Source organism: Streptomyces sp. SP17BM10, assembly GCF_036322405.1.
Classification (GTDB): Bacteria; Actinomycetota; Actinomycetes; order Streptomycetales; family Streptomycetaceae; genus Kitasatospora.
In genome coordinates this window covers 58848-85179 of sequence record NZ_JAQYXB010000669.1, presented here as the reverse complement: position 1 = coordinate 85179, position 26332 = coordinate 58848, and the positions used below count along the sequence as shown (strand labels likewise).

Genomic DNA, 26332 nt, shown 5'->3' with positions numbered 1-26332 from the left:
CTTCCGCGTGCGCGGGGGCTCAGCCGCGCTGGATGCCCGAGGTGTCCGCGAGCAGGCCCTGGGTGCCGTCCTGGAGCTGGGCGACCAGCGCGGTGCCGCGCTGCTCGACCGCCAGGTACCAGGTGCCGGGGACCAGCTCGCCGACCGGCGCGCCGACCGGGTTGTCCTTCGGCGCCAGCGTGCGCGGGGCCGGGACGGCGAACCAGAACGGCGCGAAGTCGGCCGCCGGGGCCGGCTGCGGGGCCGGGGCCGCCTGTGCGGCGGCCGGAGCCGGGGTGATGTCGTGCGGGCCGGGCTGGGCCTGGCCGGGCGCCCCCGGGGCCGGGTAGCCGTAGCCGCCGGGCTGGGCGCCGTACGCCGGGGCCTGGTTCGGGTCCTGACCCTGCACCGGGTAGCCGTACTGGCCGGGCTGGGGCTGGCCGGGCTGGCCCGGCACCGGGTAGCCGCCCTGGTAGGGGACGGCCGGTCGGTCGGTCACCAGCGGCGCCTTCAAGGCGGGCACCAGCGGACCGGCCGCGGCGGCGCCGGCGAGCACGATCAGCGAGATGAAGCCGAGCCAGGCTCCGAAGCCGTGGCTGACGCTCGGGCCGGTGCTGCCGCCGCCCAGTGCCCAGATCGACGTCCACAGCGCGGTCACCGCGAACGCGGTGCCCCACTGGTCCAGCCGCAGACCGAGCACCTGGCGGTTGGCCGCGGCCGGGCCCTGGAACCGCTGCACCAGGATCAGCGCGGCGGCGGCGATGCCCAGCAGGTAGATGGAGGGCAGGATGGGGAACAGCGCGGTGCTCCAGGCGTTCTGCGACGTGTCGATGTTCGCGCAGTACGCCCCGGAGCAGCTCAAGGTCCAGTAGGGCAGGAAGGAGGCGATGAAGAGCAGGACGGCCGCGCCTGCGACGGCGGCGTCTCCCCTGGTGAGAGCGCGCAGATTCACTTACGTTCCCCTCGTTGACGGTTCGTGGACGGCGGTTCGCCCGGTCGCGCCGACCGGCCGGGAACCCCCGAACGGACCAGAAGCCTAGGGCCAACCGCCCCGCCGGCGCACAGCGGGGACCGGGAACGGGTCGAATTCGTTGCAAACGGCACAGCCCGCGCGCCGCCGGAGTCAGCCCCGCGAGGTCAGATACGCCGTCAGCGCGTCGGCGATCCCCTGCGCCGCCTTCTGCCGCCACTGAGGGTCCGTCATCCGCTTCGCGTCCGCCGGGTTGCGCATGTTACCGCACTCGATGAACACCTTGGGGACCGTCGAGAGGTTGAGGCCGCCCAGGTCGGAGCGGGTGTCCAGGCCGTTCTCGGCGATGTAGTCGGCGTACGGCTCGCCGGTCGCGGCGTGGAACCGCTCGCGCAGCAGCAGGCCGAGCCGGTGGGAGGGCTCGACGATCGCCGAGTTGTCCGCCTTACCGGCGACCACCTTGGCGGGCATGATCACGTGGAACCCGCTGCCGCTCGCCGGGCCGCCGTCGCCGTGCACCGAGAGGGCCACGTCGGCGTGGGCGTCGGCGGCGGCCCTGGCGCGCTCGTCGATGCACGGGCCCCACGGGCGGTCGCCGTCCTGGGTGAACACCACGGTGGCGCCGCGGGCGGTGAGGATCGCGCGGGCGCGGCGGGAGACGTCCAGGGTGTAGTCGGCCTCGGTGTAGCCGGCGTCGGTCTCGGTGCCGGTGGTGTCGCACTCCTTGCGGGCGTTGCCGATGTCGACCTGACGGTTGATCTCGGTGGTGTGCGCGGAGTTGCCGGGGTTGTGGCCGGGGTCGAGCAGGATCGTGCGGCCGGTGAGGGCTGTCGGGGCGGTGGGTGTCGGGGTGGTGGGTGCCGGGGTTCCGGCGCTGGGCGTGGTGGTCGGGCTGCCCTCGGACGCTGCGGCTGCGGTCGTCGGGGCTCCCGTCGTCGGGGCGGACTCCGTCGGGGCGGAGGCCGTCGACGGCGGCGGCGCCCCGGCGGTGGCGCTCGCGGCGGCCGTGCCGGACGCGGCCGCCGCACCGGCGGGCGCGTCATGACTGACGGCCTGCCAGCCGAACCAGCCCGCCAGGCAGAGCGGTACGATCGCGCCGACCACCGTCGTGGTGCGCAGCAGGGCGGAGCGGCGGGGAGGGCGGTTCGTCGGGCCGGTCACGAGTGGGTCAGATCCTGTCCTGGGTCCGTGCGGTGAGGCCGAACGCGTCGGCGATCGGCTTCCACTTGGTGACGAAGTCCTTCTTCGCCTGCGTCGCCTGGGGGTTGAGCTCGTCGGCGTGCTTCTTGTCGGCGGTGGTCGGGGCGGTGCCGGAGCAGCCCTGGTTGGCCACCGAGCGCGCCCACGCGGCGTACGCCCGGTCGATGTCGGCCGACAGCTGCCAGGCCGACTTCAGCGACTGGATGGCGTCCGCGCCGCCCGGGACGTCCGAGGCGCTCAAGGCGCCCAGCTTGCGCAGCAGTTCGTCGCGCTGCTTGGCGCCGTTGTCGAACACCTGCGCCGCGTCGGCGATGTCGGGCTTGGCCGGGCAGCTGCTCACCTTCGCGACCGCGCTGCCGATCGGGGCCTTCGCGCTCTCGCCCTGGGTGAGCAGGTCGTCCAGCGCGCCCGCCTGGGCCTTGGCGTTCGGGCCGGCGGTGGTCGCGGTCGGGCTGGGCGTCGCGCCCGCCGAGGCCGGGTCGGTCGGGGTGGCGCTCGGGTCGGCCGGCGAACCGCTCGGCGCCGGGGCCGGCTGCGGGTTGCCGGACGGTCCCGGGTCGGTGGCCGTGGCGGCGGGCGCGGCCCGGTCCTTCTGGCCGTCGTCCTTGACCGCCATCAGCAGGCCGCCGCCGACCGCGAGCACCAGGAGCAGCGCGAAGCCGATCAGCAGGGGCGCCTTGCGGTTGGTGGGGCGGTCCTCGTCGTCGTCCAGGTCCTCGTAGCCGCCCGGGTGGTCCGGCTGGGCCGGGTAGCCGGGCCGCGGCGGGTACTGGTAGCCGGGGCCGGGGTACGGGCCGGGCGCCTGCGCCGCCGCCTGGGCGCTCGCGTGGGCCGGGAACGGCGACGCGGGCGGGACGGGCGGGGGTGGCGGGGCGGCGGACGGGAACGCGGGGGCGGTCGGCGCGTCGTGGCCCGGGGTCGCCGCCAGGTACGGGCGGGCGCCCAGCGGCGGGCCCTGGTCGCCGATCCCGCCCGGGTCGGGCGGCGGGGCCATGGGGCGCGCGGGGGGTGCCTGCGGCGCGGGGGGCGCGGCGTCGGCCGGCTGCCGGGGCTGGGCGGGCTGCTGGGGGCCGGGCTGCTGGGGGCCGCGGACCCAGCCGCCGGCGCCGCCGCGGGCGGTGGGGTCCCAGACCGCCGGAGCGGTGTTGTTCTGGTCCGTCATGTGCCGCTAGCCCCCGCCGTCCGCCGTCGCTGTGTCTGGTGCCGTCGTGTCCCGCTGCCGCTCGCCGCCTGGTGTGGCGCGGACACCGTACCCTCCGGACCCCCGCCCGGCGGCTCCGGCACGACGTTAGAGCATCGGTGCGCGCCTGCGCAGCACGCGCAGCGAACCGGTGACCGAGACCTCCTCGAAGCCCTCCGCGAGCGCCCGCAGGTACACCCGGTAGGGTGCCTGGCCGCCGTCCGCCGGGTCCGGGAAGACGTCGTGCACCACCAGCAGACCCTCCGGGGCCAGGTGCGGCACCCAGCCCTCGTAGTCGCCGGTCGCGTGCTCGTCGGTGTGGCCGCCGTCGATGAACACCAGGCCGACCGGACGGCCCCACAGCGCCGCGATCCGCGGCGAGCGGCCGACCAGCGCGACCACGTGCTCCTCCAGCCCGGCCGCGTGCAGCGTCCGGCGGAACGTCGGCAGGGTGTCCATCAGCCCGACCTCGGGGTCCACGAGCGTCGGGTCGTGGTACTCCCAGCCCGGCTGCTGCTCCTCCGACCCCCGGTGGTGGTCCACGGTCAGCGCGACCGTCCCGGTCTCCCGGGCCGCCGCGGCCAGCAGGACCGCCGAGCGCCCGCAGTACGTCCCGATCTCCAGCACCGGCAGCCCGGTGCGCCGGGCCGCCGTGACCGCCGCCGCGTACAGCGCGAGGCCCTCGTCGACCGGCATGAACCCGGTGGCCGCCTCGAACGCCGCCACCACCTCGTCCGCCGGACGGACGCTCTCCAGCAGGTCGGACATGGTGCGGCTCCTCGCGACGGGGTGGGCTCTGGGTACTCCGGTCGGACCCTACTCGACGGTACGTCCGCGCATCCTCCCGGGACCACCGCTGGAACGTGTTCTAGTCGCCGCCCCGCCGCCGTGCCAGAATCGGCCCGACCGTCGATCCGAGGCACACCGGGAGCAGCCCCATGCGCGCAGCCGTTCTGCACAAGACCGGGCAGGACACGCTCGACGTCCGCGAGGACGTGGCGGCGGTCGGGTTCGGGCCCGGCACGGTCCGGGTCCGGATGCGCGCGGCCAGCCTGTGCCACTCCGACCTCTCCGCGATGAACGGCGTGCTGCCCCAGCCGGCGCCGTTCGTGCCCGGCCACGAGGGCGCGGGCGACGTCGTCGAGGTCGGCGAGGGCGTGCGGTCCGTCGCGCCCGGCGACCGCGTCGTCCTGTGCTGGATGGCCCCTTGCGGGCGCTGCGCGCACTGTGAGCGCGGCCGCGGCCACCTCTGCGTCGCGAGCCTGCGGCGCCTCGGCGCGCCCGGCTTCCGCTTCGAGGAGGGCGGGGCGGCGGTCGACGCGTCCGGCTTCTACGGCACCGGCTCGTTCGCCGAGGAGGTCGTCGTCGCCGAGGACGCCGTGATCAAGGTCCCGGCGGACCTCCCGTACGAGGCCGCCGCGCTCATCGGCTGCGGGGTGACCACCGGCGTGGGCGCCGCCGTCAACACCGCGCGCGTCGAGCCCGGCGCCTCGGTGGCCGTGATCGGGGCGGGTGGCGTCGGCGTGGCGACCGTCCAGGGTGCCCGGGTCTGCGGCGCGGGCCGGATCACCGTCGTCGACCCCGTCGTCTCGCGGCGCGAGCGGGCGCTGGCCTTCGGCGCCACCGACGCCATCGCCCCGGAGGACCTCAAGGCCACCGCCAAGGGCCTGCCCGGCGGTGGCTACGACTACGTCTTCGAGGCGGTGGGCCGCTCGACCACCGTCCGCGCCGCGTACGACGCCACCCGGCGCGGCGGCGCGGTCGTCGTGATCGGCGCCGGGGCTCAGGACGACCTGGCGCAGTTCACGATGGGCGAGCTCTTCTTCAACGAGAAGCGCCTGCTGCCCTCGCTCTACGGCGGGGCGCCCGTGCCGTCCACGATCGCGCTGGTCGTCGACCTGTGGCGGGCCGGGCGGATCGACCTCGACGGCATGGTCACGCACCGGGTCGCGCTCGCCGACGTCAACGACGCGATCGCCCAGATGCGCAGCGGCGAGGCCCTGCGGACGGTCGTGACCCTGGGCTGAGCGCGCGAAGGCCCGCCGGTCGTCCCGGCGGGCCTTCGGGTGCGGCGACGGGCCCTTCGTCAGCCCCGGTTCGCAGCGCGGTGGCGGCCGTGCGCGCCGCCCTCGGGGCTGTCGTCGGCGGAGGACCGGCCGCGGTGGCGGCCGTGCGACGCGGTGTCCTTGGCCGTGATCTCGTCGGCGTCGGTCCCGTTGGTCGCGGGGCCGGTGGTGTCGGTGAGAGTGTCGGACATCAAAATCGTCTTTTCCGTGCGAGCCAGCAGATGCATCGGCGACCGCCCGGCACTGTGGATGCGCGGTCGGGCCCCCGTTTCGGGCGCAGGATCCGCGCCACAGCCGGTGATCGCGGGCCGCGCCCCGGCCACCATAACGGCCCCGGCGCCCGAGATCCTATCGAGATCCCGACAACCACGGCCCGGCGCCACCGTCCCCACCTCCGGCCCCGCCGGGCTCCTGAGCGAGAAGTCGGCGGGCCCGACTTCACGCGTGCGTGGGCCGCCGGTGGGCTCGGCGTCCTGAGCCGGCGGGGGCGTGAGCCACCTGCGCGGGAAGTCGACGGGGCCGACTTTCCTTGCGCGGGGCGTCGTGGCGGGGCATCAGGCGGGGCATCAGGCGGCCGCCTGTAGGGCGGTGTCGGACAGGGTGGCGCGGTCCCGTGCGTCGGTGACCTGGTACTCGGAGGCCATGCCGAGCCCCGAGCGAACGCGCCGGCCGTGGACCGGTCCGCACCGCCGAGGACGGTGTCGACGGGTCCGGCCAGGGCGGCGGGCAGGACGAGCGTGGTGACGGCCTCGACGGGCAGCGCGAGGCCCAGGGCGAGGGTCGGTCCGTCGGGTCGGCGGGGCACGGGTTCTCCTGCAACGGGCTTGGCTGGACAGGACGGCGCCGTCCCGCCTGTCCGGACAGGCGGGACGGCGCCCGTGGGTCATCGGAGGACCCTGGCGCTGCCGTGATCAGTTGATGGTGAAGATCAGGCAGGTCAGGACGAGGCAGGTGTACTGGCAGCCGGCGCCGTGGCCGGTCAGCTCGACGGACTCGCTCTCCGGCAGCTCCTGGAGCGCCGCGAGGTCGGTCTCGAAGTCCACCATGTTCTCCATGATCTGTTCCTCCCCTTGGGTGCGCGCCCGCCGCGATCTGCCTGCGGGCACCGGATATCGCCCCCGGGCGGCTCGGTCCGCCGCGCCGGGGTGGTGCCCCGGGCCGTCGGGCCCGGGAGTCTGTGGGTGTGGTGCCGTACGGGGCCGGTCAGCCCGGTCGGCCGGTGCGCAGGAAGGCGGCGAGCAGTTCGTGCAGCACGGCGGCGCCCTCCTCGGCCAGCACCTCGTGCCCGGAACCGGCCGCCTCGACGTACCGGAAGTCCGCGCCCTCGATCCGGCCGATCCGGAGCAACTCGTGCCGCAGCGACCGGGATTGGCTCACGGGCACGACCTCGTCCCGGTTGCCGTGCACCACGAGCAGCGGCGCGCTCAGCCGGTGCGCGAGCTGGAGCACGTCGCGCGGCCCACGGGCGTCCGCGATCTGCTCGCCGCCGCCGAGCCGGGTGGTCAACGCCCTTACGGGGGGCGCCGCTTCGGCCAGCAGTCGGGCGCCGGACAGGAACGGCGCGACCACCGCGCAGCGCGCCACGTGCTCGGTCGGCGCGTGTGCCGCCGCCAGCAGCGCGAGGAACGCGCCGTAGCTGACGCCGAACAGGGAGGGCGGCTCCAGGCCGAGCGCCGCGCGCTGCCCCGCGAGGCCGTCGAGCAGGTACAGGACGTCGTCCAAATCGGGCCCGCCCCACGCACCGCGGATCGCCATCGCGTGCGGCACGCCGTACCCGGTGGAGCCGCGCTGGTTCGGCGCGACCACGGCCAGCCCCTCCGCGGCCATCCGCTGGAGGGCCGGGTCGAACTCCAGCCGCCAGGCGTCCGCCGGGCCGCCGTGCAGGGCCAGGACGAGATGCGGGCTGCTCAGCCACGCGTCGCCGCCGTACACGACGGCCTCCAACGGTCCGGCAGGTCCGGCGAGTTCGAGGCTCTGGGCGGGCTGCCAGCGGCCGCCGTCCCCGGGTGCCGTGCTGCCGTCCAGGCGCCAACCGGGCGGCTGCGTACGGGAGATGCGCGCGCCGCCGGACTGCCGAGGCAACGCCGTGCCCCGCCAGGGGCCGGGCAGCTCCGATCCCAGCGGCGCTAGTTGGAGGGGCAGCGGCATCGGTCCGGTCGCCGGGGCCGCCGGACCGTGCGCGAGCAGCGCGTCCACGTCCAGTGTCGCGAGCGCCGCCGGGTGATCGGGCGCCGAGTACGGCATCCGCAGCCCCGCCTCCCCCCAGTGCCCGACCGCGCCGAGCCGTCCCGGCGGCACCGGGAGGGGGTCCAGCCGGCCCGCCGCGGGCCGCCACAGCGCCAGCGCCGAACCCGCGCCGTGGTCGATCTGCACCGCCACCCCCGGCCCGTCCTCCGCCTGCCGCAGCGCCACCGGCCGCAGGAACATCCCCGCGACGTGCAGGCACTCCGGGAACCGCAGTGGATCGCCGCCGCCCAGCACGCCCCAGCCGAGCCGGTCGGCGCCCGGCGCGTCGCTGCGCACCATCGCGAAGCGGCTGTCGGGGTCGAACAGCACCAGGCGGTCGTTGCTGCGTTCGCCGATCTCCAGCAGCGGGGTGACGGCGCCGCTGCGCACGTCCAGCACGATGGTGCGGACGATCCCCGCGCTCACCCGGTCCAGGGCGAGCAACGCCCCGGCGTGGTCCAGCCAGACCCCGCCGCCGTGCAGGCCCGGCACCTCGGCGACCTGTTCGGGCTCGCTGCCGTCCGTCCGGAGCAGCCAGACCGTGGTCGCCGGGCGGCTGTCGGTGCCGAGCGCGAGCGCCACGGGGGAAGACGGGGCGCTCCGGGGGGCCGGCAGCGGCAGGAGGCGCAGGCCGGGCATCCGGAGTGTCGCCAACTGCTGCTCCGTGCACGTGTTTTCGCGAGACGCCAGGTGGACGAGGTCGTGCCGCTCGCCGTCGTGCCGGCAGATCAGGACGGACCCGTCCGGCAGCGAGACCAGCTGCGAGCGCAGGCTCTCCGAACGGTTGCCGGCCAGCGGCAGCGCGGTCGGCGCCGCCGGTCCGCCGTCCGCCGGGAGGTGCCAGCTCTCCGCGTACCAGCCGCCGTCGGCGGCCGAGGCGAGGCACGCGGCGTGGCTGCCGTCGGGGGCGAAGGTGAAGCTCAGGCGGCGCAGCGCGTTGGTGCGGGTCGGGGTGGCGACGTTCACGCTCGGCCCACCTCGTCCGTGGCGCGGGGCGGTCGGCGCGTGGCGGGCGGCGCGGGGTCGACCCAGAGGCGGGGGCCGCCGTGCCGCAGGCGCAGCAGGAAGGCGAGGACGCCGGCGGTGCCGGTGCCGTAGCCGGGCGCGCACCCGGTGCCCGTCTCGTCGGGGAGCACCACGAGGCCGTCGCGGAGGGCGGAGCGGGCGGCGATCAGGTGCGCCAACTCCTCTGCCCCGGTTCGGAATTCGCGCTCGCCGGTGGCCTCGGCGAGGTCCAGCAGGTACTCGCCGTCGCCGGCCAGGCCGTGGCAGGCGCTCACCCCGCTGTGCCAGCGGCCGGCCAGCACGGCCCGCCCGGCGGCGAGCGCCAGCTCGTGGGCGGTGGCGTCCCCGGTGGCCTGCCAGAGCCGGAGGAGGAACGTGCCGACGCCGGACGAACCGCTGCACCAGTGCGGGAGCCGGACGTGCGGGGCGTCGTCCGCGCTCTGCGGCCACCAGGCGGCGTCGGCGTCCCGGCGTACCGTGGCGGAGAGCGTACGGCCCGCCTCGACGGCGCCGCCCAGGAGCGCGGGATCGCCGGTGGCCCCGGCGGCTGCCAGCAGGAAGGCGCCGACCCCGGCCGCCCCGTGCGCGAACCCGAGGTGGGCGATCCCGGCGAGCGCCGAGTCGAAGTCCTTCGGCACCGGCCAGACCAGCCCGTACGGCTCCCGCCGGGCGGCGGCGAGGAGGGCGCGGCCGCTGCGCGCGGCGCGGGCGAGGAAGGCGGACGCGGCGGAGCCGTCGGTTGTGGCTGTGCCGGCCGATTCGGTCGCGTCGGCTGCCTCGGTGGCGAACCGCAGCTGGGCAAGGCCCGCACCCGCGGCGCCGTGGCAGACGTCCGGGTTGGGCCACGCGACGTCGACCCGCAGCGCCATCGCCGAGGCCCGGGTGGCGAGTTCGCGGTCGTCGAGGGCCCGGGCGGCGTCGAGGAGCGCCCACGCCGTGCCCGAGCGGCCGAAATGCAGGCCGGGCAGGAAGACCGGCTCGGCCGCGCAGCGGCGCTCGATCCAGTCCGCTGCCATGCGGACCGTCTCGCCGTCCGTCGGCAGCCCGCCCACGAGCGCCGCCCGGGCCAGAACGGCGAGCACCCCGGCGGCGCCGTGCTGCACGTTGCACGGATCCGTCCGCTCCCCGGCCGCGACCACGGGCCACAGGCGGTCCCGCCGCCCGGGCGTGGCGGTGACGGCGAGGTGCCGCAGGCCGTCCGCCAGGACCCGGTCGAGGTCGGCGACGGGCGCGGCGTCGTACGAGGGAAGGCCGGAGGCGTCGGCGAGGCGGAGCACGCCGCGTCGCTGCGCGGGGCCGGCTCCAGTGGGGCTCGTGGCAGACGCGGTGCGGCCGTGGGCCGGCCGCGAGCTGCCCCGCCGCCCGGCGATGACCGGCGGCAGCGCCGCGTCTGCCGGCGCTTCGAGGCCGACGGCTGCGGCAGCCGCCCGCCCGGTCGGCCTGTGGCCCACCTGCGGGGGCCGTGCCGTGACTCCGGCGGCCGACTGGCTCGTGCCCACGGCCGGCGCCGCTCCGCGGCCGTCGGCGCCCGACGACGGTGCACTCGGCTCCGCGCGCATGGCCGCGCCCGTAGCGGCGCCCGGGGCCTCCCCGCCCCGGCCGTCGGCCATCGACGGAGCCCCGTCCCCGTCCCCGCCCCCGTCCCCGTCGAAGATCGCCGCGCGGACCTCCGCCACCCCCCACCGCTCCGACGGGGTGTCCGCCCGGAGGCCCAGGACGGCCGGGGCGAGGCGGCGGGCCGTCGCGCCGGTGCGGGCGGCCAGGGTGAGCCAGCGGGTCAGGCGTTCGGTGACGGGGCGGGCGTGGGGGAGGTCCTCGGGGAGGAGGGGGTCGTGGCCGGTGGCGAGGAGGAAGAGGAGGCCGCCGAGGGCGTACAGGTCGACGGCGGGGTCGGCGACGCACGTGCCGTCCGTGACGAGGCTGAGCCGGCCCGGGCCCTGTTCGGGGGCGCGGTAGCCCGGGGTGCCGGCCGCGCCGGCGGGCCGGCCGGTCTCGGCGGCGAGTTCGAGGTCGACGAGCCGCAGGCCGCCGTCGGGCCGCACCATGACGTTCCCGGGAGAGAGGTCGCGCAGGACGAGCCCCTCCGCGTGCACCCGCTCGACGAGGTCGAGCAGGGCGCGGGCCATCGGCTCGGCCTCGGCCCAGTCGACGTCGGGGCTGCCGTCGCGCCGCAGGCGGGCGGCGACCCAGCTGCCCAGTGGTTGCCCGGCGATTCGTTCCTGCACCAGGAAGACCGAGTCGTCCTGCTCGATGAGCTCTATCGCGGCCGGTGCCAGGTCGCGTCCGGCCAGCCGGGTCAGGAGGGCGGCCTCGTGCCGCAGCGCGTCGCGGGCGTCCGTCCCGGCGCGGTCGACCTCGATGTGGGCGCGGGCCTGCTTGACCACGACCTCGGCGCCGCCCGCCGCCTCCCGGCCCATGAACACGCCGCCCTTGGTGCTGTGCCGCAGGGCGGACGTGATCGCGTACCGTCCGGCGAGCAGCACGCCGCCGGGCCGCTTCCTCGGCCCCGACGGCGTCCCGGGCCCGAGGGGCAGGGCGAACGGATCCCGCACCCACCCCGGCGCCCGGTACGAGGCCCCGCGGACGTCCACCGTGCGCTCCCCGTCCGGCCCGCGCAGCACCGACCGGTACTCCCCGTCGTTGCCGAGTTCGGCACGCGCCGCGAACGCGCCGTAGCGGTAGTGCACCCGGCTGCCGGGCCGGTACGGCCGGTCGGAGAGCACGACGGGCCCGGGCAGGCCGGCCGTGGCGCGGTCGAGCGCCGCCGCGAGGCGCCGGAACTGGCCGTCGTCCGCCGGGTAGACGGTGATGAACTTGCCCGCCGAACCGCGGTCGCCGTTGCGCGAGTTGAGCTCCCGCAGGCGCTGCTCCCCGGCCGCGAACTTGAACGTGCACGGGTCCTCGGCGAGCACCCGCACGACGGCCGCCAGCACCGCCTCGCCCACCGCCGAGGCCGCGCTGACGTGCAGCTTCCAGCCCTGCCCGGGTAACGGTGACGACCCGGACGGCCTGGCCGTGCACCAGAAGCCCCCGGCGGTGACCTCCCAGTCCCCGCCGCCCTCCCGGCTTCCGGCGCCGGCCAGTGCCGCCCGCGTCGCCTCCGGCCACGGACCGGCCGCATCCGGCCCGCCGGCCACCGATCCCGCGCCCCCGGCCGTACGCAGCGATGTGCCCGCCCCCATCCGCATTCACATCCCTTCGTCTCGGCCGCTGCCCGCGGGCGCCCACTGCTCGGGCGCCCGGGTGCGCGGCACGGCCTGATCGGCTGCCTCGGTCGACCGCAGCCCCGCCCGGGGCGATGGGTCGGGCCCCTGGGGCGGCGGGCTCCGGCCCGCGTCGACGGAGCGCAATCCCGACCTCGGGCCGGGGCAACTGCCGTTCGCGGAACTGAAGTTACTTTCGAGGCAGGGGAGGCTCAACGCACACCCGGTCACTTCACCCATAAGGGTGATCGAGCACGGGTTTCGAATGCGTGCGAAGGGCACGCTGTGAGCAACGCGCGCCGGGCGCACCGGCGTGCGCGGCCCGCGCACCCGGCGCCGGGGGGTGCGAGCGGCGGATCGGGGCAGGTTGACGAGCGTCCGTACGCCGGGGGCACCCACGTCCGAAGCGCCCCGTTCCCCACCCGCTCCCGTCCTGCGCCTGTCCCGGTCTCCACCCGCTCCCGTCCTGCTCCCCGACGGACGCGTCCCGCACCCGTGCGGTACGGGTCCGGGGCACCCCGGACCGCCCACCGCTGCCGAGCGGCCGGGGCCCGACCGCCCCCGCGCGCACGGTAGTCTCGACAGGTGCCGAAACTGTCCGACGTCATCACCGCACTCGAAGAGGTCTACCCGCCGCAGTGGGCGGAGTCCTGGGACGCCGTCGGCCTGGTCTGCGGCGACCCCGGGGCCGAGGTCGGCCGCGTCCTGTTCGCCGTCGACCCCGTGCAGGCCGTCGTCGACGAGGCCGTCGAGTGGGGCGCCGACCTCGTCGTCACCCACCACCCCCTCTACCTGCGCGGCACCACCAGCGTCGCCGCCACCACCTTCAAGGGCCGGGTGGTGCACACGCTGATCAGCAACGGCGTCGCCCTGCACGTCGCGCACACCAACGCCGACCACGCCGACCCGGGCGTCTCGGACGCCCTCGCCGAGGCCGTCGGCCTGACCGTCACCGGTCCGCTGGTGCCGGACCCGACCGACCCGGCCGGCCGCCGCGGCGCCGGGCGGATCGGCCTGCTGGAGCCCCCGCTGACCCTCGCCGCCTTCGCCGAGCAGGTCGCCAAGGGCCTGCCCGCCACCGCCGCCGGCGTCCGCGTCTCCGGCGACCCGGACCGGCTGATCAGCCGGGTCGCGGTGTGCGGCGGCTCCGGGGACGGCTTCTTCGCCGAGGTCCGGGCGGCCGGCGTGGACGCCTACGTCACCGCCGACCTCCGCCACCACCCGGCGTCCGAGGCCGCCGAGGCGGCCCCGGTCGCGCTGGTCGACGCCGCGCACTGGGCCACCGAGTGGCCCTGGCTCACCCTGGCCGAGCGGGCCCTGCGGGCCGTCGCCGACCAGCGCGGCTGGGCCGTGGAGACCAAGGTCTCCCACCGGGTCACCGACCCGTGGACCGCGCACGCCCCCATGTCCTTCCCCGCCTGACCCGATTCACAGGAGCTCTCCGCTTGAACGCCGCGCCCGCCGACCAGATCCGCCTGCTCGACCTCCAGGCCATCGACTCCAAGCTCGACCAGCTGGCCCACCGGCGTCGCAGCCTGCCCGAGCACGCCGAGATCGAGAAGGCCACCGCCGACCACACCGCGCTCAAGGACCTGGTCGTCGCCGCCCAGGCCCAGCAGGGCGACACCGCCCGCGAGCTGACCAAGGCCGAGCAGGACGTCGAGCAGGTCCGGGCCCGCTCCGCCCGCAACCAGCAGCGCCTCGACTCCGGCGCGATCACCTCGCCGAAGGACCTGGAGAACCTCCAGCACGAGATCGGCTCGCTCGCCAAGCGCCAGGGAGACCTGGAGGAGATCGTGCTCGAGGTCATGGAGCGCCTGGAGAGCGCCCAGTCCCGCGTCACCGAGCTGACCGCCCGCCTGGAGCACTCCACCGTCGTCCTCGCCGAGGCCGAGGGCCGCCGCGACGCCGCCTTCGCCGAGATCGACGCCGAGGCCGACAAGGTCAAGCGCGACCGCGAGACCGTCGCCGCCGTCGTCCCGGCCGACCTCATGAAGCTGTACACCAAGCTGCGCGAGACGCAGGGCGGCGTCGGCGCGGCCCGCCTGTACCAGCGCCGCTGCGAGGGCTGCCGCACCGAGTTCTCCATCACCGAGCTCAACGCCATCAAGGCCGAGCCGGCCGACAAGGTCGTCCGTTGCGAGAACTGCTCGCGGATCCTGGTCCGCACCGCCGACTCGGGCGTCTGATCCTGTGGCGGCGCGCTTCATCGTCGAGGCGGACGGCGGGTCCCGGGGCAACCCGGGGCCGGCCGGCTACGGCGCGGTCGTCCGCGACGGCGACACCGGGCAGATCGTCGCCGAGGCCGCCGAGTTCATCGGGCACGCCACCAACAACGTGGCCGAGTACAAGGGCCTGATCGCCGGGCTCCGGGCGGCGCGCGAGCTCGACCCGGACGCCACGGTGGACGTCCGGATGGACTCCAAGCTCGTCGTCGAGCAGATGTCCGGGCGCTGGAAGATCAAGCACCCCGACATGCAGCCGCTCGCCGCCGAGGCGAAGACCGTCCTCCCGCGCGGGCGCGTCACCTACACCTGGATCCCGCGCGAGCGGAACAAGGACGCCGACCGGCTCGCCAACGAGGCCATGGACGCCGGCAGGGCGGGCCGCCCGTGGGAGCCCAGGAAGCCCGCGGCGGCGACGGCGGTCGTCGCCGAACCGCCGCCGGAGACCGCCGCCCCCAGGGCCGGCTGGGCCGCCCCGGCCGACCTCGGCACCCCCACCACCTTCGTGCTGCTGCGCCACGGCGAGACCGCGCTCACCCCGGAGAAGCGCTTCTCCGGAAGCGGCGGCAGCGACCCGGAGCTCTCCGAGAAGGGCCGTTGGCAGGCCGAGCGGGCCGCCGAGGCGCTCGCCGCGCGCGGCAGCGTCCAGGCGGTCGTCGCCTCCCCGATGCGGCGCACCCGGCAGACCGCCGAGACCGTCGCGGCCAGGCTCGGCCTGGACGTGCGGTACGAGGACGGGCTGCGCGAGGTCGACTTCGGCGCGTGGGAGGGCCTGACGTTCGCCGAGGTGAGCGAGCGCTACCCGGACGACCTCACGGCGTGGCTCGGCTCGGCCAAGGCCAAGCCGACCGGCAGCACCGAGAGCTTCACCACGCTCACCCACCGGGCCGGCGTCGCCCGCGACAAGATCATCGCCCGCCACCCCGGGAAGACGGTGCTCGTCGTGTCCCACGTCAGCCCGATCAAGACGCTCGTCCGGCTCGCCCTCGGCGCTCCGCCGGACTCGCTGTACCGGATGGAGCTGTCGGCGGCCTCGCTGTGCGCCGTCCAGTACTACGCGGACGGCAACGCGTCCGTGCGGCTGCTCAACGACACGTCGCACCTGCGCTGACGGCGGTGGCGGGCTCCCGGGGGAGCCCGCCACCGGTGCCGGGGATCAGTGCACCTCCGTGACGACGACGTCCAGCTGCCACGGCTTGCGGGCCGTGCCCTGCGCGGCGAGCTCCACCCGGTGGCCCAGCTCCAGCAGCGCGTCCATCAGGTCGGCGGGGGTCTTCGGCTCGGCGCCGGCCACCAGGAGGTCCCGGACGAGCCGGCCCTTCGTCGCCTTGTTGAAGTGGCTGACGACCGTGCGCTTGCCGTTCCGCTCCTGGAGCACCCGGACGGTGGCCGTGCGCGACGCCACCTCGCCGGCCGGCTTCCAGGCGGCCGCGTACGCGGAGCTGCGCAGGTCCAGCACCAGGCCGTCCGCGACCTCCGGCAGCACGGAGGCCATCGCGCTCCGCCAGTACGCCCCGAGCGCCCCCGGGCCGGGGAGTTTCACGCCCATCGAGCAGCGGTACGGCGGGATCCGGTCGGCGATCCGCACGGCGCCCCACAGCCCGGAGAACACCAGCAGCGAACGCTCGGCCCGGCCGTACGCGGCCTCGTCCAGGGTGGCAAGGCTCAGGTTGTCGAACAGCACCCCGGTGTACACCTCGCCCGCCGGCCGCACGCCGGCCGACAGCAGCCCGGCGTTCCGCGCGATCTCCCCGCGCAGCCCCGGACTGAGCCCGAGGACCTCGGCGGCGGTGTCCTCGTCCCCCCGGCACAGCGAGACCAGCGCCTCCAGCACCTCACCCCGCGCCGCCGTCAGTCCCGCCAACGACAGCCCGTCGAGCGCCACCGGCCCCCCGTCCCCGGACGCGGCCTTCCCCTCCGAGGGCGGCAACAGCACCAGCACAGCGGACTCCTCAACACTTTGTGGCCACCGAACCCCGCCACCCTACGCAAAATCGCTCCCACTCCGTCGGCCAGTCCCCGGAGTGGGCTGCTGGGTGTCCCGCCTCTCGGCCCCCGGGGGGAATTCGGTGGGGGCGAGGGTCCATCGGCCGTTACGGTGGGTGGCGAAGGAGAGTGAGCGAGATGTCCCTGCGACCCCTGGACCTGGTGCCCGGCGAGGATGACGACGCCGTGGAGGAGTCCCTGTCGGTGCGGCTGCCGGCCGATCTGCCGGTGGAGACGCGCCAGGCGCTGGAGTTCGCGCTGCGTGCCGCCGCGCAGGCCGTGATGGCCGGGCGGGTGCGGGTCACCGAGGGGGAGGGCGGGGGCGACACGGCCGAGCTGGCGTTCGAGGTGCGGCAGTCCGACGTGCCGGAGGGCCTGACGCGGCCCGGCCGGGCCGAGCGCAGGGCGGCCATGGTGGCCCGCATCCGCGCGGCCAACGCCGAGACGCTGGACAGGCTCAAGGACCTGTGACGGACTTCCTGGACCTCGACGACGTCACCTACCTCGCCGGCGGCCCGGAGAACATCCGCGACCTCGGCGCCCTGCTGTCGGCACTCGGCCGCCCACGGGCGAGCCTGTTCGGCGCCGACGCCTACCCGGACCTCTGGACCAAGGCCGCCGCGCTCGGTCATAGCCTCGCCCGCAACCACCCGCTGGTCGACCGGAACAAGCGCACCGCCTTCGAGGCGATGCTCCTGTTCCTGGACTACAACGGCGAGCCCTACACCGACCCGCACCCGGACGACGCCGTCGCCTTCGTGCTGCGCCTGGCCACCGGCGGCTACGACGACTCCGTCGCCCTCGCCGCCGAGGACCTCAAGGAGCTCCTGGGTCGCTGAGGCCGCCGAGCCTCCGCCCGGAATCACCCGATTCGCCCTACGCTGACGTGCATGCCACGCCGAAAACTGCGCGTCAAGGCCGCCGACTCCGCCCGGATCAACGCGGAACTGGCCGAGCTCAGGACCCGACTGGAGATCCACGCCGAGTGGCCGGAGGCGGTGCTGGCCGAGGCGGAGGAGGCGGCCGAGCGCCCGCGGATGCCCGAGTACGACGCCACCGACCTGCCGCTGTTCACGGTCGACCCCTCCGGCGCCCGGGACCTCGACCAGGCCATGCACCTGACCCGCCGCCCGGGCGGCGGCTACCGGGTGTACTACGCGATCGCCGACGTCGCCGCCTTCGTGCGTCCGGGCGGGGCGATCGACACGGAGGCCCGCCGCCGGGTCGAGACGCTGTACTTCCCGGACCACCGCATCCCGCTGCACCCCACCCGGATCTCCGAGGACGCCGCCAGCCTGCTGCCCGGCGAGCCCCGTCCGGCGCTGCTGTGGCAGCTGGACCTGGACCCGGACGGCGCCGTCGTCCTCGCGGACGCCCGCCGCGCCGTGGTCCGTTCGCACCGCCGCCTGGACTACGCGGCCGTCCAGCGCGCCGTCGACCTCGGCGGGGCCGACGAGCAGCTGGCCCTGCTGGCGACGGTGGGCGGGCTGCGCGAGGAGCAGGAACGGGCGCGCGGCGGGATCAGCCTGTCGGTGCCCGAGCAGGAGGTGGAGGAGACCCTCCACGGGTACGTCCTCGGTTACCGCGCGCCCGGACCGGCCGACGGCTGGAACGCCCAGATCTCGCTGCTCACCGGCATGGCCGCGGCGGAGATGATGCTGGACGCGGGCGTCGGCCTGCTGCGCACCCTGCCCGCCGCGCCCGCCTCCGCGTACGCGCGGCTGCGCCGGATCGCCGTCGCGCTGGACGTGGCCTGGCCGGACGGCCTGTCGTACCAGGAGCTGATCCGCTCGCTGGACCCGGACGTGCCGCTCAACGCCGCCTTCCTCAACGAGTGCACCGGGCTGCTGCGCGGCGCCGGCTACCACGCGTTCGACGAGTCCCGCGGCCTGCCCGCCCCCGCCGATCCGGGGCACGTGGCGCTGGCGGCGCCGTACGCGCACTGCACGGCGCCGCTGCGCCGGCTCGGCGACCGGTTCGCCCAGGAGGTGTGCGCGGCGGTGGCCGCGGGCGAGGACGTGCCGGACTGGACGCGCGACGCGCTGCCCGCCCTGCCGGCGCTGATGGCGAGCGGGGACCGTCGGTCGGCCGAGGTCGAGCGGGCCTGTGTGGACGTGGTGGAGGCGGAGCTGCTGGCGGGCCGCGAGGGCGAGGACTTCACGGCGGTGGTGATCGACGTGGACGAGAAGCGGCCGGCCTCGGGCACCGTCCAGCTGCGCGAGCCGGCCGTCCGGGCCCGCTGCGACCGGCCGGCCGCCGCCGGCGCGGCCCCGGGTACGGGCGCCGGCCCGGCGCCGCTGCCGCTCGGCGGGCTGATCCGGGTGCGGCTGGCGGCGGCCGATCCGGCCACCCGGACGGTCCGCTTCGCGGCCCTCTGAGCCGCACCGGCGCGGGTGGGGGTGGGAGGATCGTGCCGTGTCCGAACCCACCGCCCCCACCGCCCCCGCCGATCCGGAGCGGCGCCGCCGCCTGCTCGTGCTGGCGATCTGCTGCCTGAGCCTGTTCATCGTCGGCCTCGACAACACCGTGGTGAACATCGCGCTGCCCGCGATCCAGCACGACCTCGACGCCCCGGCCTCCGGCCTGCAGTGGATCATCGACGCCTACACGCTCGTCCTGGCCTCGCTGCTGATGCTGTTCGGCTCGGTGGCCGACCGGTTCGGCCGACGCCGGGTGTTCCGGATCGGGCTGCTGTGCTTCGCGCTGGGCTCGCTGCTGTGCAGCCTGGCGCCGAGCCTGGAGTGGCTGGTGGCGTTCCGGGCGCTCCAGGCGGTGGGCGGGTCGATGCTGAACCCGGTCGCGATGTCGATCATCACCAACACCTTCACCGACCCGGCCGAGCGGGCCCGGGCGATCGGCGTGTGGGGCGGGGTGGTCGGCATCTCGATGGCGATGGGGCCGCTGCTCGGCGGGTTCCTGGTGGACGGCGCCGGGTGGCCGTCGATCTTCCTGATCAACGTCCCGGTCGCGCTGGTCGCCGTGGCGCTGACCTTCCGTTACGTCCCCGAGTCGCGTGCCCCGCGCCCGCGCCGGCTGGACCCGGTCGGGCAGCTGCTGATGGTCCTGCTGCTGGGCTGCGGCACCGCCGCCATCATCGAGGGCCCCGGCAACGGCTGGACGTCCCCGCTGATCCTGGCCCTGGCCGGGGTCGCGGTGGCCGCGCTGGTCGCCTTCCCGCTGTGGGAACGGCGGGTGGCCGAGCCGCTGGTCGACCCGCGCTTCTTCGCCAGCCCGCCGTTCACCGGTGCCACCGTCACGGCGGTGTGTGCGTTCGCCGGGCTCGGCGGCTTCCTCTTCCTCAACACCCTCTACCTGCAGGACGTCCGGCACTACGGCCCGGTGGAGGCGGGCCTGTGGACGCTGCCGATGGCCGGGATGATGCTGGTGTGCGCGCCGCTGTCCGGACGGATCGTCGGCAGCCGCGGCCCGCGCCTGCCGCTGGTCGCGGCCGGGCTCGGCCTGGCCGCGAGCGGCCTGCTGCTGACCCGGCTGAGCGCGGACTCCCCGGCGGCGCTGCTGCTCGTGGCGTACGCGCTGTTCGGCTTCGGCTTCGGCATGGTCAACGCGCCGATCACCAACGCGGCCGTCTCCGGCATGCCGCGGGCCCAGGCGGGGGTGGCGGCGGCCGTCGCGTCGACGAGCCGGCAGGTCGGCCAGTCGCTCGGGGTGGCGGTGATCGGGACGGTGGTGACCGCGGCGGTGGTCGGCCCGTTGGCCACGGGCTTCGCGCCGGCCAGCCACGCCGGCTGGTGGATCCTGGTGGGTCTGGGCGGCGTGGTCCTGGCCCTCGGCCTGGCCACCACCTCGGCCCGGGCGACGGCGGCCGCGGCCCGGGTCGCCGCCCGGCTCGGCGGGGACGCTCCCGCGGTCCGGACCGGAGTACGGCAGGCGCCGCCCGAGCGGCTACGATGACCACTACGGCGGAAGAGCCGGCCGGGCGGTCGCGACGGGTCTAAGACCCGCCGAGGAACGTCCGGGCTCCACAGAGCAGGGTGGTGGGTAACGCCCACCCGGGGTGACCCGCGGGACAGTGCCACAGAAAACAGACCGCCCGCCGTTCTGCGGCGGGTAAGGGTGAAACGGTGGTGTAAGAGACCACCAGCGACCGGGGTGACCCGGCCGGCTCGGTAAACCCCACCTGGAGCAAGGTCAAGATCGGTGCCTCCGGGCGCCGTGCGCGAGTGTTCGAGGGCTGCTCGCCCGAGCTCGCGGGTAGACCGCACGAGGCTGTCGGCAACGGCAGCCCTAGATGGATGGCCGTCTCCCCGGGCCGCGCGAGCGACCCGGGTGACAGAACCCGGCGTACAGGCCGACTCTTCCGCCTCCAAGCAGACGAGGGCCCTGCGGGCCGCGCGACGAGCGCGGGCCGCAGGGCCCTCGTCGTGTCGTGGGCGGGCTAGGCCGGGTGGGTGCCGACGGCGTCGCGGATCTGCTCGCCGAGGCCGCCGTTGACGCGGGCGCAGTTGGCGCAGCAGAAGAACATGCCGGCCACCTCGACGCCGTGGCCGACGATGCGGACGTTGCACTGTTCGCAGCGCGGCGCGAGCTTCTCCATCGCGCACTCGAAGCTGTCGAAGGTGTAGGTGTCGCCCGTGACCGTCTTGATCTCGAAGGCGAGCCAGTAGTCGTTGCCGCAGGTGACGCAGATGGCCATGGCGGCCGTCTCCTTCCGGTGGGGCCGGCCCTGGCGGGGCGGCTGCCTCCAGTGTCGAAGGGGCGGACGGCCGCGGCCACTCGGCGGCCCCGTCAGGCGGAGCGCTCGGACAGCTCCGTCAGGGCCCGGACGGCGCGCTCGGCGTCGTCGGCGCCGACGAACAGGTGGTCGTGGTGGAAGCCGGCCACGACGTTGCAGCTGATGCCCTCCTCGGCGAGCCGATCGGCGACCGCCGCGGTCAGTCCCACGGCCTCCAGCGCCGAGTGGATCTGCAGGGTGATCCAGGCGGCCACGTACTCGTAGCGCAGCCCGAGGGCGTCCGCCTCCTCCTGGGCGAGCACCACCGTCACGCCTTCGGGTTCGGCGACGGTCACCACCGGCCGCATCCCGGCGGGCACCTTCGCGGGCAGCGTGCAGTACACGTACCGCCCCGGGTTGAGCAGCGGACGCATGCCGCGCAGCAGCGTCGAAAGATCACGTTCTCCGGCCATGCCCGTCACCGTAGCGGCTGGAAGGGGGCCGGGGGTCGCGCTCCGGGGCCGTGTCGAGTGTCGGTGTCCGTTGACGAACGACAGTCACCGATATATCGTCGAACTATCGAGATAGTTACTCGACTGTTTCGCTGACCTGTGGGTCGAACTGTGGGAGGTGGGCGCCGTGCGCTCAGGAATGCGATTTCGTGGAGAGGGTCCCCGCGGCGACCGGCGTCGCGGTCGGGGCCCGGAGTTCGAGGGGATGCCGGGCGAGGGCTACGAGCGCCGCGCGGCGTTCGGCGGCTTCGGGCCGCCGTTCGGCGGCGGTGGCCCCGGCCACCCGATGGGCGGCCCGTTCGGGCACGGCTTCGGCGGGCGCGGCGGTCGGCGCGGCGGTCCGCCCGGGCGGCGCGGGGGCCGGGCCCGGCGCGGGGACGTCCGTGCGTCGCTGCTGGCGCTGCTCAAGGAGCGGCCGATGCACGGCTACGAGATGATCGCCGAGATCACCGAGCGGACCGGCGGGGCCTGGCGGCCCAGCCCGGGTTCGATCTACCCGAACCTCCAGCTGATGGAGGAGGAGGGCCTGATCCTCGCGGAGGAGATCGGTGGCAAGCGGCTGGTCTCGCTCACCGAGGCGGGCCGGGCCGAGGCCGAGGCCGGGCCCGCGGAGCCGTGGGCGGAGGCCGGCCGGGAGGTCGACTGGGAGGCCGTCCAGGAGGTCGGCCAGGCGCTGGCCGCGGTCGACCAGGCGATCCGTCAGGTCATGGCCACCGGCTCGCAGGCACAGCGCACCAAGGGCCTGGCGGTGCTGACCGAGGCCCGCAAGAAGCTGTACCTGATCCTCGCCGAGGATGACTGACCGCCACCGGGTGGACCCGGAACCGGGTGGTGCCGCTGCTCAGCCGCGGACCGTGAACAGGGCCACGCAGGCGAGCAGCAGCACCGCCCACGCGAACCAGAGCCAGGCGTCGGGCCCGATGACGACGGTGTAGAGGCTGAGCACGACCAGCAGCGCCGCCGTGACGCCGGCCACCTGCCGGTTGTGGTGCGCGATCGCCTGGGTCCTGCTCCTGGGGTGCCGCACGCTTCTCGCCATGGCCGTCCTCCCGGGGAGGCTGCGGAGGGGCGCGGCCCGCGCGGGCGTCAGCTCGACGCGCGCTCGGTGGCCGCCTCGTCGTACTCGTAGCGCCAGAACCAGCGGGTGCCGTGGACCTGCTTGGACCGGACGTACACCAGTGTGCGCGCGGGGCTGTCGCCGTGCGCGGGGACCGGCACCTTGTAGGTCTTGGGCACGCCGAGCATCATCCCCACCTCGATGGGGAGGATCCGGCCGTCCAGGGGGCCGCCGACGAATTCGGTCTCCGCTTTCACCCCACCAGGGTCTCACCTCCGGGCGAGTGGTGTTACGGCGCACCACCCGAGGGGGCCTTGTGGTGACCGCGTGCCGGGAGTGTGACCGGCGAGGCACCGCCCCCGGTCATCCGCAGGCCCCGCGCACCCTTATCCTTCCTGTTACGCCCTCGGGGTTCCCCCGGGTCAGCGGGCCCCGTGCGGGCCGGGCGAGGCGCGGATCGGCGTGCTCTCCCGGCCTTCGAGCCGCAGCCCGAGCGCTGCCGCGACTCCGTACCGTGACCCGGGCGTCGGCCGTCCGGTGACCCCGGCTCCGGCCGACAGGGCGTGGACGGCAAGGCCGAGCACCGACCCGGGAAGCAGCGGGGGGCGCCGTGCGTTGCGTCGGAGAGGTACGTCGAACGCTGTGTCGCACCAGGCACGGCAGTGCGCGGAAGGGGCCCGATGGAAGCCGGCAGCAGGTGGACGACCTGGTGGCAGAAGCGTGACCGTGAGCGGGCCCGTCCGGGCGACGCGGACACTCCCGCCGCCCGACTGGATCAGCTGCTCGGCGCCGTCCGCGCCGGCTTCCCGCTCGCACCCGCGGCCCATCCGGCCGGTTACCGATGTTCGTGCGACCGGGTCGCGTGTCCGGCGCCCGCACAGCACCCGGTGTCCTTCGCCTGGCAGACCCAGGCCACCACGGACCCGGAGCAGCTGGCCCGCTGGCTCTCCCGTGATCCGCACGCCAACTTCGTGACCGCCACCGGCCGCGCGCACGACGTCCTGGACGTCCCGGCCGAGGCCGGGCGGCTCGCCCTGGAGCGGCTGACGGAGCTCGGCGTCGAGGGCCCGGTGGCCGCCGTCGGCGAGGACCGCTACCTGTTCTTCACCGCCACCCGCGGCACCCCGCAGGACGAGGACGAGTGGTGGCCGAGCGCGCTCGACTCCACGCCGGACACCATGTCCGAGCACCCCGGCCTGCGCTGGCACTGCCGCGGCTCGTACACGCTGCTGCCGCCGGCCGCCCTGCCGGACGGCTCCCAGGTGCGGTGGCTGCGCGGGCCCGAGCAGTCCCTGCCGGACCCGCTGCGAGTCCTCGACGTGCTGACGGACGCGTGCACCGAGGTGGGCGCCGTGGCCGAGGAGCAGTGGCTCATCGGCTAGGGACTGCCTGCGGCCCCCCGCCCGCCGGGCGGACGACGGGGAGCCGAAGATCGGCCCAGGCGCCCACCGGGCGGGGCACGGCGGGGCTCACGGCAGCGTGAGGACCTCCGCGCCGTTCGGCGTGACCACCAGGGTGTGCTCGAACTGGGCGGTGCGCTTGCGGTCCTTGGTGACGACGGTCCAGCCGTCCGGCCAGATCTCGTAGTCGTAGGTGCCGAGGGTGAGCATCGGCTCGATGGTGAAGGTCATCCCGGGCTTGATCACCTCGGTGGCCCGCTCGCTGTCGTAGTGCGGGATGATCAGGCCGGAGTGGAACGACGTGTTGATGCCGTGGCCGGTGAAGTCCCGCACGACGCCGTAGTCGAAGCGCTTGGCGTAGGACTCGATGACCCGGCCGATCACGTTGATCTGACGGCCCGGCTTGACCGCCTTGATCGCCCGGTCGAGCGACTCCCTGGTCCGCTCGACCAGCAGCCGGGACTCCTCGTCCACGTCGCCGACCAGGTAGGTGGCGTTGAGGTCGCCGTGCACGCCGTGGATGTAGGCGGTGGCGTCGATGTTGACGATGTCGCCGTCCTGGAGCACGGTCGAGTCCGGGATGCCGTGGCAGATCACCTCGTTGATCGAGGTGCAGACGGACTTGGGGAAGCCCCGGTAGCCGAGGTCGGACGGGTAGGCGCCGTGGTCGCACATGTACTCGTGGGCGACGGCGTCCAGCGCGTCGGTGGTGACGCCGGGGGCGATCAGCTCGGCCGCCGCGGCCATCGCCTGCGCGGCGATCCGGCCCGCGATCCGCATCTTCTCGATGGTCTCGGCGGTCTGCACCTCGGGCCCGGTGTACGGGGTCGGCGCGGGCTTGCCGACGTACTCGGGGCGCGCGATGTGCGCCGGGACCTTGCGGGTGGGGGACTGGATGCCGGGTACGAGAGCCATGCGGCGAGTCTATCGGCCGGGCTCCGGGCGGCCGGGAGGTGTGCGGAGCGGCCCCGGCCGGGGAATGATCGGTAGCGGATCGTCCGCCGTCGTACAGGAGACCGCCATGCCCCTGGGATTCCACCGCAAGCCGACCGGCAAGCCCGGCGAGTGGTTCTACTGCATCAAGCACAACAAGGTCGAGGAGGGGCCCGAGTGCCCCGCCAAGGACCGCCTCGGCCCGTACGCCACCCGCGACGAGGCGGCGCACGCCCTCCAGCTCGTCGAGGAGCGCAACCGCGAGTGGCGCAACGCGTCGGACGACAAGCCGGCGGACGGCGCGGAGTAGCGGGCCGGGTGACGGCGCGTCACGAGGCGCCGGCCCCGGCCCGTTCGTGCTCGGCCCGTTCGCGCTCGGCCCGTTCGTGCTCGGCCCGGACGGCGGCGGTGTGCGGGTCGGTGCGGTCGTCGTACCGGAGCAGGCCCGGGAGCGCCGCGGCGACGGCGGCGACGGCGAGGACGCAGGCCAGGCCGCCCGTCCAGACGGCGGCCCGGACGCCGACCAGGCCGGCCATGGTGCCGGCCCGGACCTGCCCGAGCTGCGGGCCGACCGAGTAGCTGAGCAGTTCCACGCCCGCCATCCGGCCGCGGACCTCGTCCGGGATGGACTGGTTCCACATGGTCGAGCGGGCGACGCCGCTGATCTGGTCGGCGCCGCCGGCCAGTGCCAGGCCGACCAGGACCAGCCAGACGTTGCCGGCCAGGCCGGCGAGCGTCATCGCCGCGCCCCAGCCGACGGCCGCGACGACCAGCAGCCGGCCGTGCCGGTGCACCCGGGAGGTCCAGCCGCTGGTCGCGCCGACCAGCAGGGCGCCCGCGGCGGAGGCCGCGTACATCGGGCCGAGCGCCCAGTCGGCGCCCAACTCCGAGGCCAGGAAGGGGAAGACGGCGACGGGGAAGGCGAAGAGCATCGCGCAGGTGTCGATCGCGTACGTCCCCAGCAGGTCCTTGCGGCTCCACGCGTACCGCAGACCGGTCAACACCGCCCGGAGGGTGGGGCGTTCGGCGTCGGTCGCGGGCGGCACGGCGCGGATCCGGGCGAGCAGCAGCAGTGACACGGCGAACGTGAGGACGTCGAGCGCGTACGCCGTCCGCACCCCGGCGAAGGCGACGATGACGCCGGCCAGCGTCGGGCCGACCACCGAAGCGGCGTTGCGGTACAGCGACTTGAGGGCGTACGCGGCGGCCAACTGGTCGTGCCGGACGATCCGCGGGACGAGCGAGTCCAGCGCCGGGCGCTGGAGGCCGTCGGCCGCGGCGACCAGCGCGGCGACCGCGTAGACCGGCCAGAGCAGCGGGTGCGGCAGCAGCGCGTTGAGCAGCAGCAGTCCGGCCAGCAGGCCGAGCCCGGCCTCGGAGAGCAGCACCAGCCGGCGCCGGTCCAGGGCGTCGGCGAGCGCGCCGCCCCAGAGCCCGAAGACGATCAGCGGCACGAGCTCGAAGGCGCCGACCAGGCCGACCGCGAAGGACGAGCCGGTGAGGTCCTTGATCTGCATCGGCACGGCGACGTAGGTGAGGAAGCTGCCGAAGCTCGTCACGCAACCGGACGTCCAGAGCAGCCGGAAGTCGCGGGAGGAGCGCCAGGGCGAGAGGTCGGGCCGCAGCGAGCGCAGCAGGGTGCGCAGCCGGCCGGTATGGGGCGGTTCGTCGTCGTTCACGAACGACCATCCTCGGACGGCCGCTCCGGGCGCCGCAAC

General features: G+C 75.5%; 26 protein-coding genes and 1 other RNA gene. 12 read left to right on the top strand and 15 right to left on the bottom strand.

The genetic code is table 11. The features are described 5' to 3' along the window. Positions 1–19: 19 nt before the first annotated feature. The 4 genes from PUR71_RS33465 to PUR71_RS33450 form a co-directional block, all read right to left on the bottom strand. Positions 20–931 (bottom strand): hypothetical protein, encoded by a 912-nt coding sequence (locus tag PUR71_RS33465; protein ID WP_329930976.1) that lies wholly within the window; start codon positions 929–931, stop codon positions 20–22. A 171-nt stretch (positions 932–1102) separates the two neighbouring features. Next, a complete protein-coding gene (locus PUR71_RS33460) occupies positions 1103–2110 on the bottom strand; it encodes an N-acetylmuramoyl-L-alanine amidase (protein WP_329930975.1) in 1008 nt (335 codons plus the stop codon). Positions 2111–2117: 7 nt separating this feature from the next. Beyond that, positions 2118–3311, bottom strand: coding sequence for a hypothetical protein (locus PUR71_RS33455; RefSeq protein ID WP_329930974.1), 1194 nt, complete (start codon positions 3309–3311; stop codon positions 2118–2120). Between the two features lie 126 nt (positions 3312–3437). Next, positions 3438–4097 carry a class I SAM-dependent methyltransferase gene (locus PUR71_RS33450; RefSeq protein WP_329930973.1) on the bottom strand — a complete coding sequence of 220 codons (660 nt, stop codon included), beginning with the start codon at positions 4095–4097 and terminating at the stop codon, positions 3438–3440. A gap of 170 nt (positions 4098–4267) precedes the next feature. Here PUR71_RS33450 and PUR71_RS33445 point away from each other — a divergent pair, with 170 nt between their 5' ends. After that, a complete protein-coding gene (locus tag PUR71_RS33445; protein WP_329930972.1) occupies positions 4268–5356 on the top strand; it encodes a Zn-dependent alcohol dehydrogenase in 1089 nt (362 codons plus the stop codon). 59 nt (positions 5357–5415) lie between these two features. On the opposite strand, the gene PUR71_RS33440 is transcribed toward PUR71_RS33445, so the two are convergent. The 4 genes from PUR71_RS33440 to PUR71_RS33425 form a co-directional block, all read right to left on the bottom strand. After that, on the bottom strand, positions 5416–5586 hold the full coding sequence (locus PUR71_RS33440; RefSeq protein ID WP_329930971.1) for a hypothetical protein: 171 nt from the start codon (positions 5584–5586) through the stop codon (positions 5416–5418). 720 nt (positions 5587–6306) lie between these two features. Beyond that, entirely contained in the window at positions 6307–6450 is a 144-nt protein-coding gene (locus tag PUR71_RS33435; RefSeq protein WP_329930970.1) for a VenA family class IV lanthipeptide, read from the bottom strand. 148 nt (positions 6451–6598) lie between these two features. Then, on the bottom strand, positions 6599–8587 hold the full coding sequence (locus tag PUR71_RS33430) for an alpha/beta fold hydrolase (RefSeq protein ID WP_329930969.1): 1989 nt from the start codon (positions 8585–8587) through the stop codon (positions 6599–6601). Continuing rightward, the gene (locus PUR71_RS33425; protein WP_329930968.1) at positions 8584–11808 is read right to left on the bottom strand and encodes a class III lanthionine synthetase LanKC N-terminal domain-containing protein; all 3225 of its coding nucleotides are present in this window, start codon (positions 11806–11808) and stop codon (positions 8584–8586) included. The genes PUR71_RS33430 and PUR71_RS33425 overlap by 4 nt, the downstream gene beginning before the upstream one ends. Positions 11809–12414: 606 nt before the next feature. On the opposite strand from PUR71_RS33425, the gene PUR71_RS33420 reads away from it, so the two are divergent. From PUR71_RS33420 to PUR71_RS33410, 3 genes are read left to right on the top strand one after another with little or no spacing between them, the layout of a single operon-like run. Then, the gene (locus tag PUR71_RS33420) at positions 12415–13251 is read left to right on the top strand and encodes a Nif3-like dinuclear metal center hexameric protein (protein WP_329930967.1); all 837 of its coding nucleotides are present in this window, start codon (positions 12415–12417) and stop codon (positions 13249–13251) included. Positions 13252–13274: 23 nt separating this feature from the next. After that, entirely contained in the window at positions 13275–14018 is a 744-nt protein-coding gene (locus tag PUR71_RS33415; protein ID WP_329930966.1) for a zinc ribbon domain-containing protein, read from the top strand. Between the two features lie 4 nt (positions 14019–14022). After that, positions 14023–15165 carry a bifunctional RNase H/acid phosphatase gene (locus tag PUR71_RS33410; protein ID WP_329930965.1) on the top strand — a complete coding sequence of 381 codons (1143 nt, stop codon included), beginning with the start codon at positions 14023–14025 and terminating at the stop codon, positions 15163–15165. Positions 15166–15210: 45 nt separating this feature from the next. Here the strand turns inward: PUR71_RS33410 and yaaA are convergent, their stop codons facing one another. Then, a complete protein-coding gene (gene yaaA / locus PUR71_RS33405) occupies positions 15211–15996 on the bottom strand; it encodes a peroxide stress protein YaaA (RefSeq protein ID WP_329930964.1) in 786 nt (261 codons plus the stop codon). Positions 15997–16178: 182 nt separating this feature from the next. Here yaaA and PUR71_RS33400 point away from each other — a divergent pair, with 182 nt between their 5' ends. The 5 genes from PUR71_RS33400 (at position 16179) to rnpB (ending at position 20361) form a co-directional block, all read left to right on the top strand. Beyond that, positions 16179–16511, top strand: coding sequence for a hypothetical protein (locus tag PUR71_RS33400; protein WP_329930963.1), 333 nt, complete (start codon positions 16179–16181; stop codon positions 16509–16511). Further along, positions 16508–16879 carry a type II toxin-antitoxin system death-on-curing family toxin gene (locus PUR71_RS33395; protein WP_329930962.1) on the top strand — a complete coding sequence of 124 codons (372 nt, stop codon included), beginning with the start codon at positions 16508–16510 and terminating at the stop codon, positions 16877–16879. The genes PUR71_RS33400 and PUR71_RS33395 overlap by 4 nt, the downstream gene beginning before the upstream one ends. Positions 16880–16930: 51 nt before the next feature. Continuing rightward, on the top strand, positions 16931–18418 hold the full coding sequence (locus tag PUR71_RS33390; protein ID WP_329930961.1) for an RNB domain-containing ribonuclease: 1488 nt from the start codon (positions 16931–16933) through the stop codon (positions 18416–18418). 37 nt (positions 18419–18455) lie between these two features. Further along, complete coding sequence (locus PUR71_RS33385; protein WP_329930960.1) at positions 18456–19952, top strand: MFS transporter; 1497 nt, start codon at positions 18456–18458, stop codon at positions 19950–19952. 13 nt (positions 19953–19965) lie between these two features. Beyond that, an RNA gene (rnpB, locus tag PUR71_RS33380) (RNase P RNA component class A) lies at positions 19966–20361 on the top strand. Positions 20362–20436: 75 nt separating this feature from the next. On the opposite strand, the gene PUR71_RS33375 is transcribed toward rnpB, so the two are convergent. Both PUR71_RS33375 and PUR71_RS33370 read right to left on the bottom strand, forming a co-directional pair. Then, complete coding sequence (locus tag PUR71_RS33375) at positions 20437–20694, bottom strand: Prokaryotic metallothionein (RefSeq protein WP_329930959.1); 258 nt, start codon at positions 20692–20694, stop codon at positions 20437–20439. A gap of 92 nt (positions 20695–20786) precedes the next feature. Then, on the bottom strand, positions 20787–21185 hold the full coding sequence (locus tag PUR71_RS33370) for an ACT domain-containing protein (RefSeq protein WP_329930958.1): 399 nt from the start codon (positions 21183–21185) through the stop codon (positions 20787–20789). 178 nt (positions 21186–21363) lie between these two features. Here PUR71_RS33370 and PUR71_RS33365 point away from each other — a divergent pair, with 178 nt between their 5' ends. Next, a complete protein-coding gene (locus PUR71_RS33365; protein ID WP_443077661.1) occupies positions 21364–22026 on the top strand; it encodes a PadR family transcriptional regulator in 663 nt (220 codons plus the stop codon). Positions 22027–22065: 39 nt separating this feature from the next. Here the strand turns inward: PUR71_RS33365 and PUR71_RS33360 are convergent, their stop codons facing one another. Both PUR71_RS33360 and PUR71_RS33355 read right to left on the bottom strand, forming a co-directional pair. Then, complete coding sequence (locus PUR71_RS33360) at positions 22066–22263, bottom strand: hypothetical protein (RefSeq protein ID WP_329930956.1); 198 nt, start codon at positions 22261–22263, stop codon at positions 22066–22068. Between the two features lie 47 nt (positions 22264–22310). Further along, on the bottom strand, positions 22311–22538 hold the full coding sequence (locus PUR71_RS33355) for a hypothetical protein (protein ID WP_329930955.1): 228 nt from the start codon (positions 22536–22538) through the stop codon (positions 22311–22313). Positions 22539–22961: 423 nt separating this feature from the next. Between PUR71_RS33355 and PUR71_RS33350 the strand changes: the two genes are divergently transcribed. After that, positions 22962–23663: a bifunctional DNA primase/polymerase gene (locus PUR71_RS33350; protein ID WP_329930954.1), complete on the top strand. Its 702-nt coding sequence runs from the start codon at positions 22962–22964 to the stop codon at positions 23661–23663. Positions 23664–23750: 87 nt separating this feature from the next. On the opposite strand, the gene map is transcribed toward PUR71_RS33350, so the two are convergent. Next, positions 23751–24596, bottom strand: coding sequence for a type I methionyl aminopeptidase (map, locus tag PUR71_RS33345; RefSeq protein ID WP_329930953.1), 846 nt, complete (start codon positions 24594–24596; stop codon positions 23751–23753). A 106-nt stretch (positions 24597–24702) separates the two neighbouring features. Between map and PUR71_RS33340 the strand changes: the two genes are divergently transcribed. Then, a complete protein-coding gene (locus tag PUR71_RS33340) occupies positions 24703–24924 on the top strand; it encodes a hypothetical protein (RefSeq protein WP_329930952.1) in 222 nt (73 codons plus the stop codon). A gap of 19 nt (positions 24925–24943) precedes the next feature. Here the strand turns inward: PUR71_RS33340 and PUR71_RS33335 are convergent, their stop codons facing one another. After that, the gene (locus tag PUR71_RS33335; protein WP_329930951.1) at positions 24944–26293 is read right to left on the bottom strand and encodes an MFS transporter; all 1350 of its coding nucleotides are present in this window, start codon (positions 26291–26293) and stop codon (positions 24944–24946) included. Positions 26294–26332: the final 39 nt, after the last annotated feature.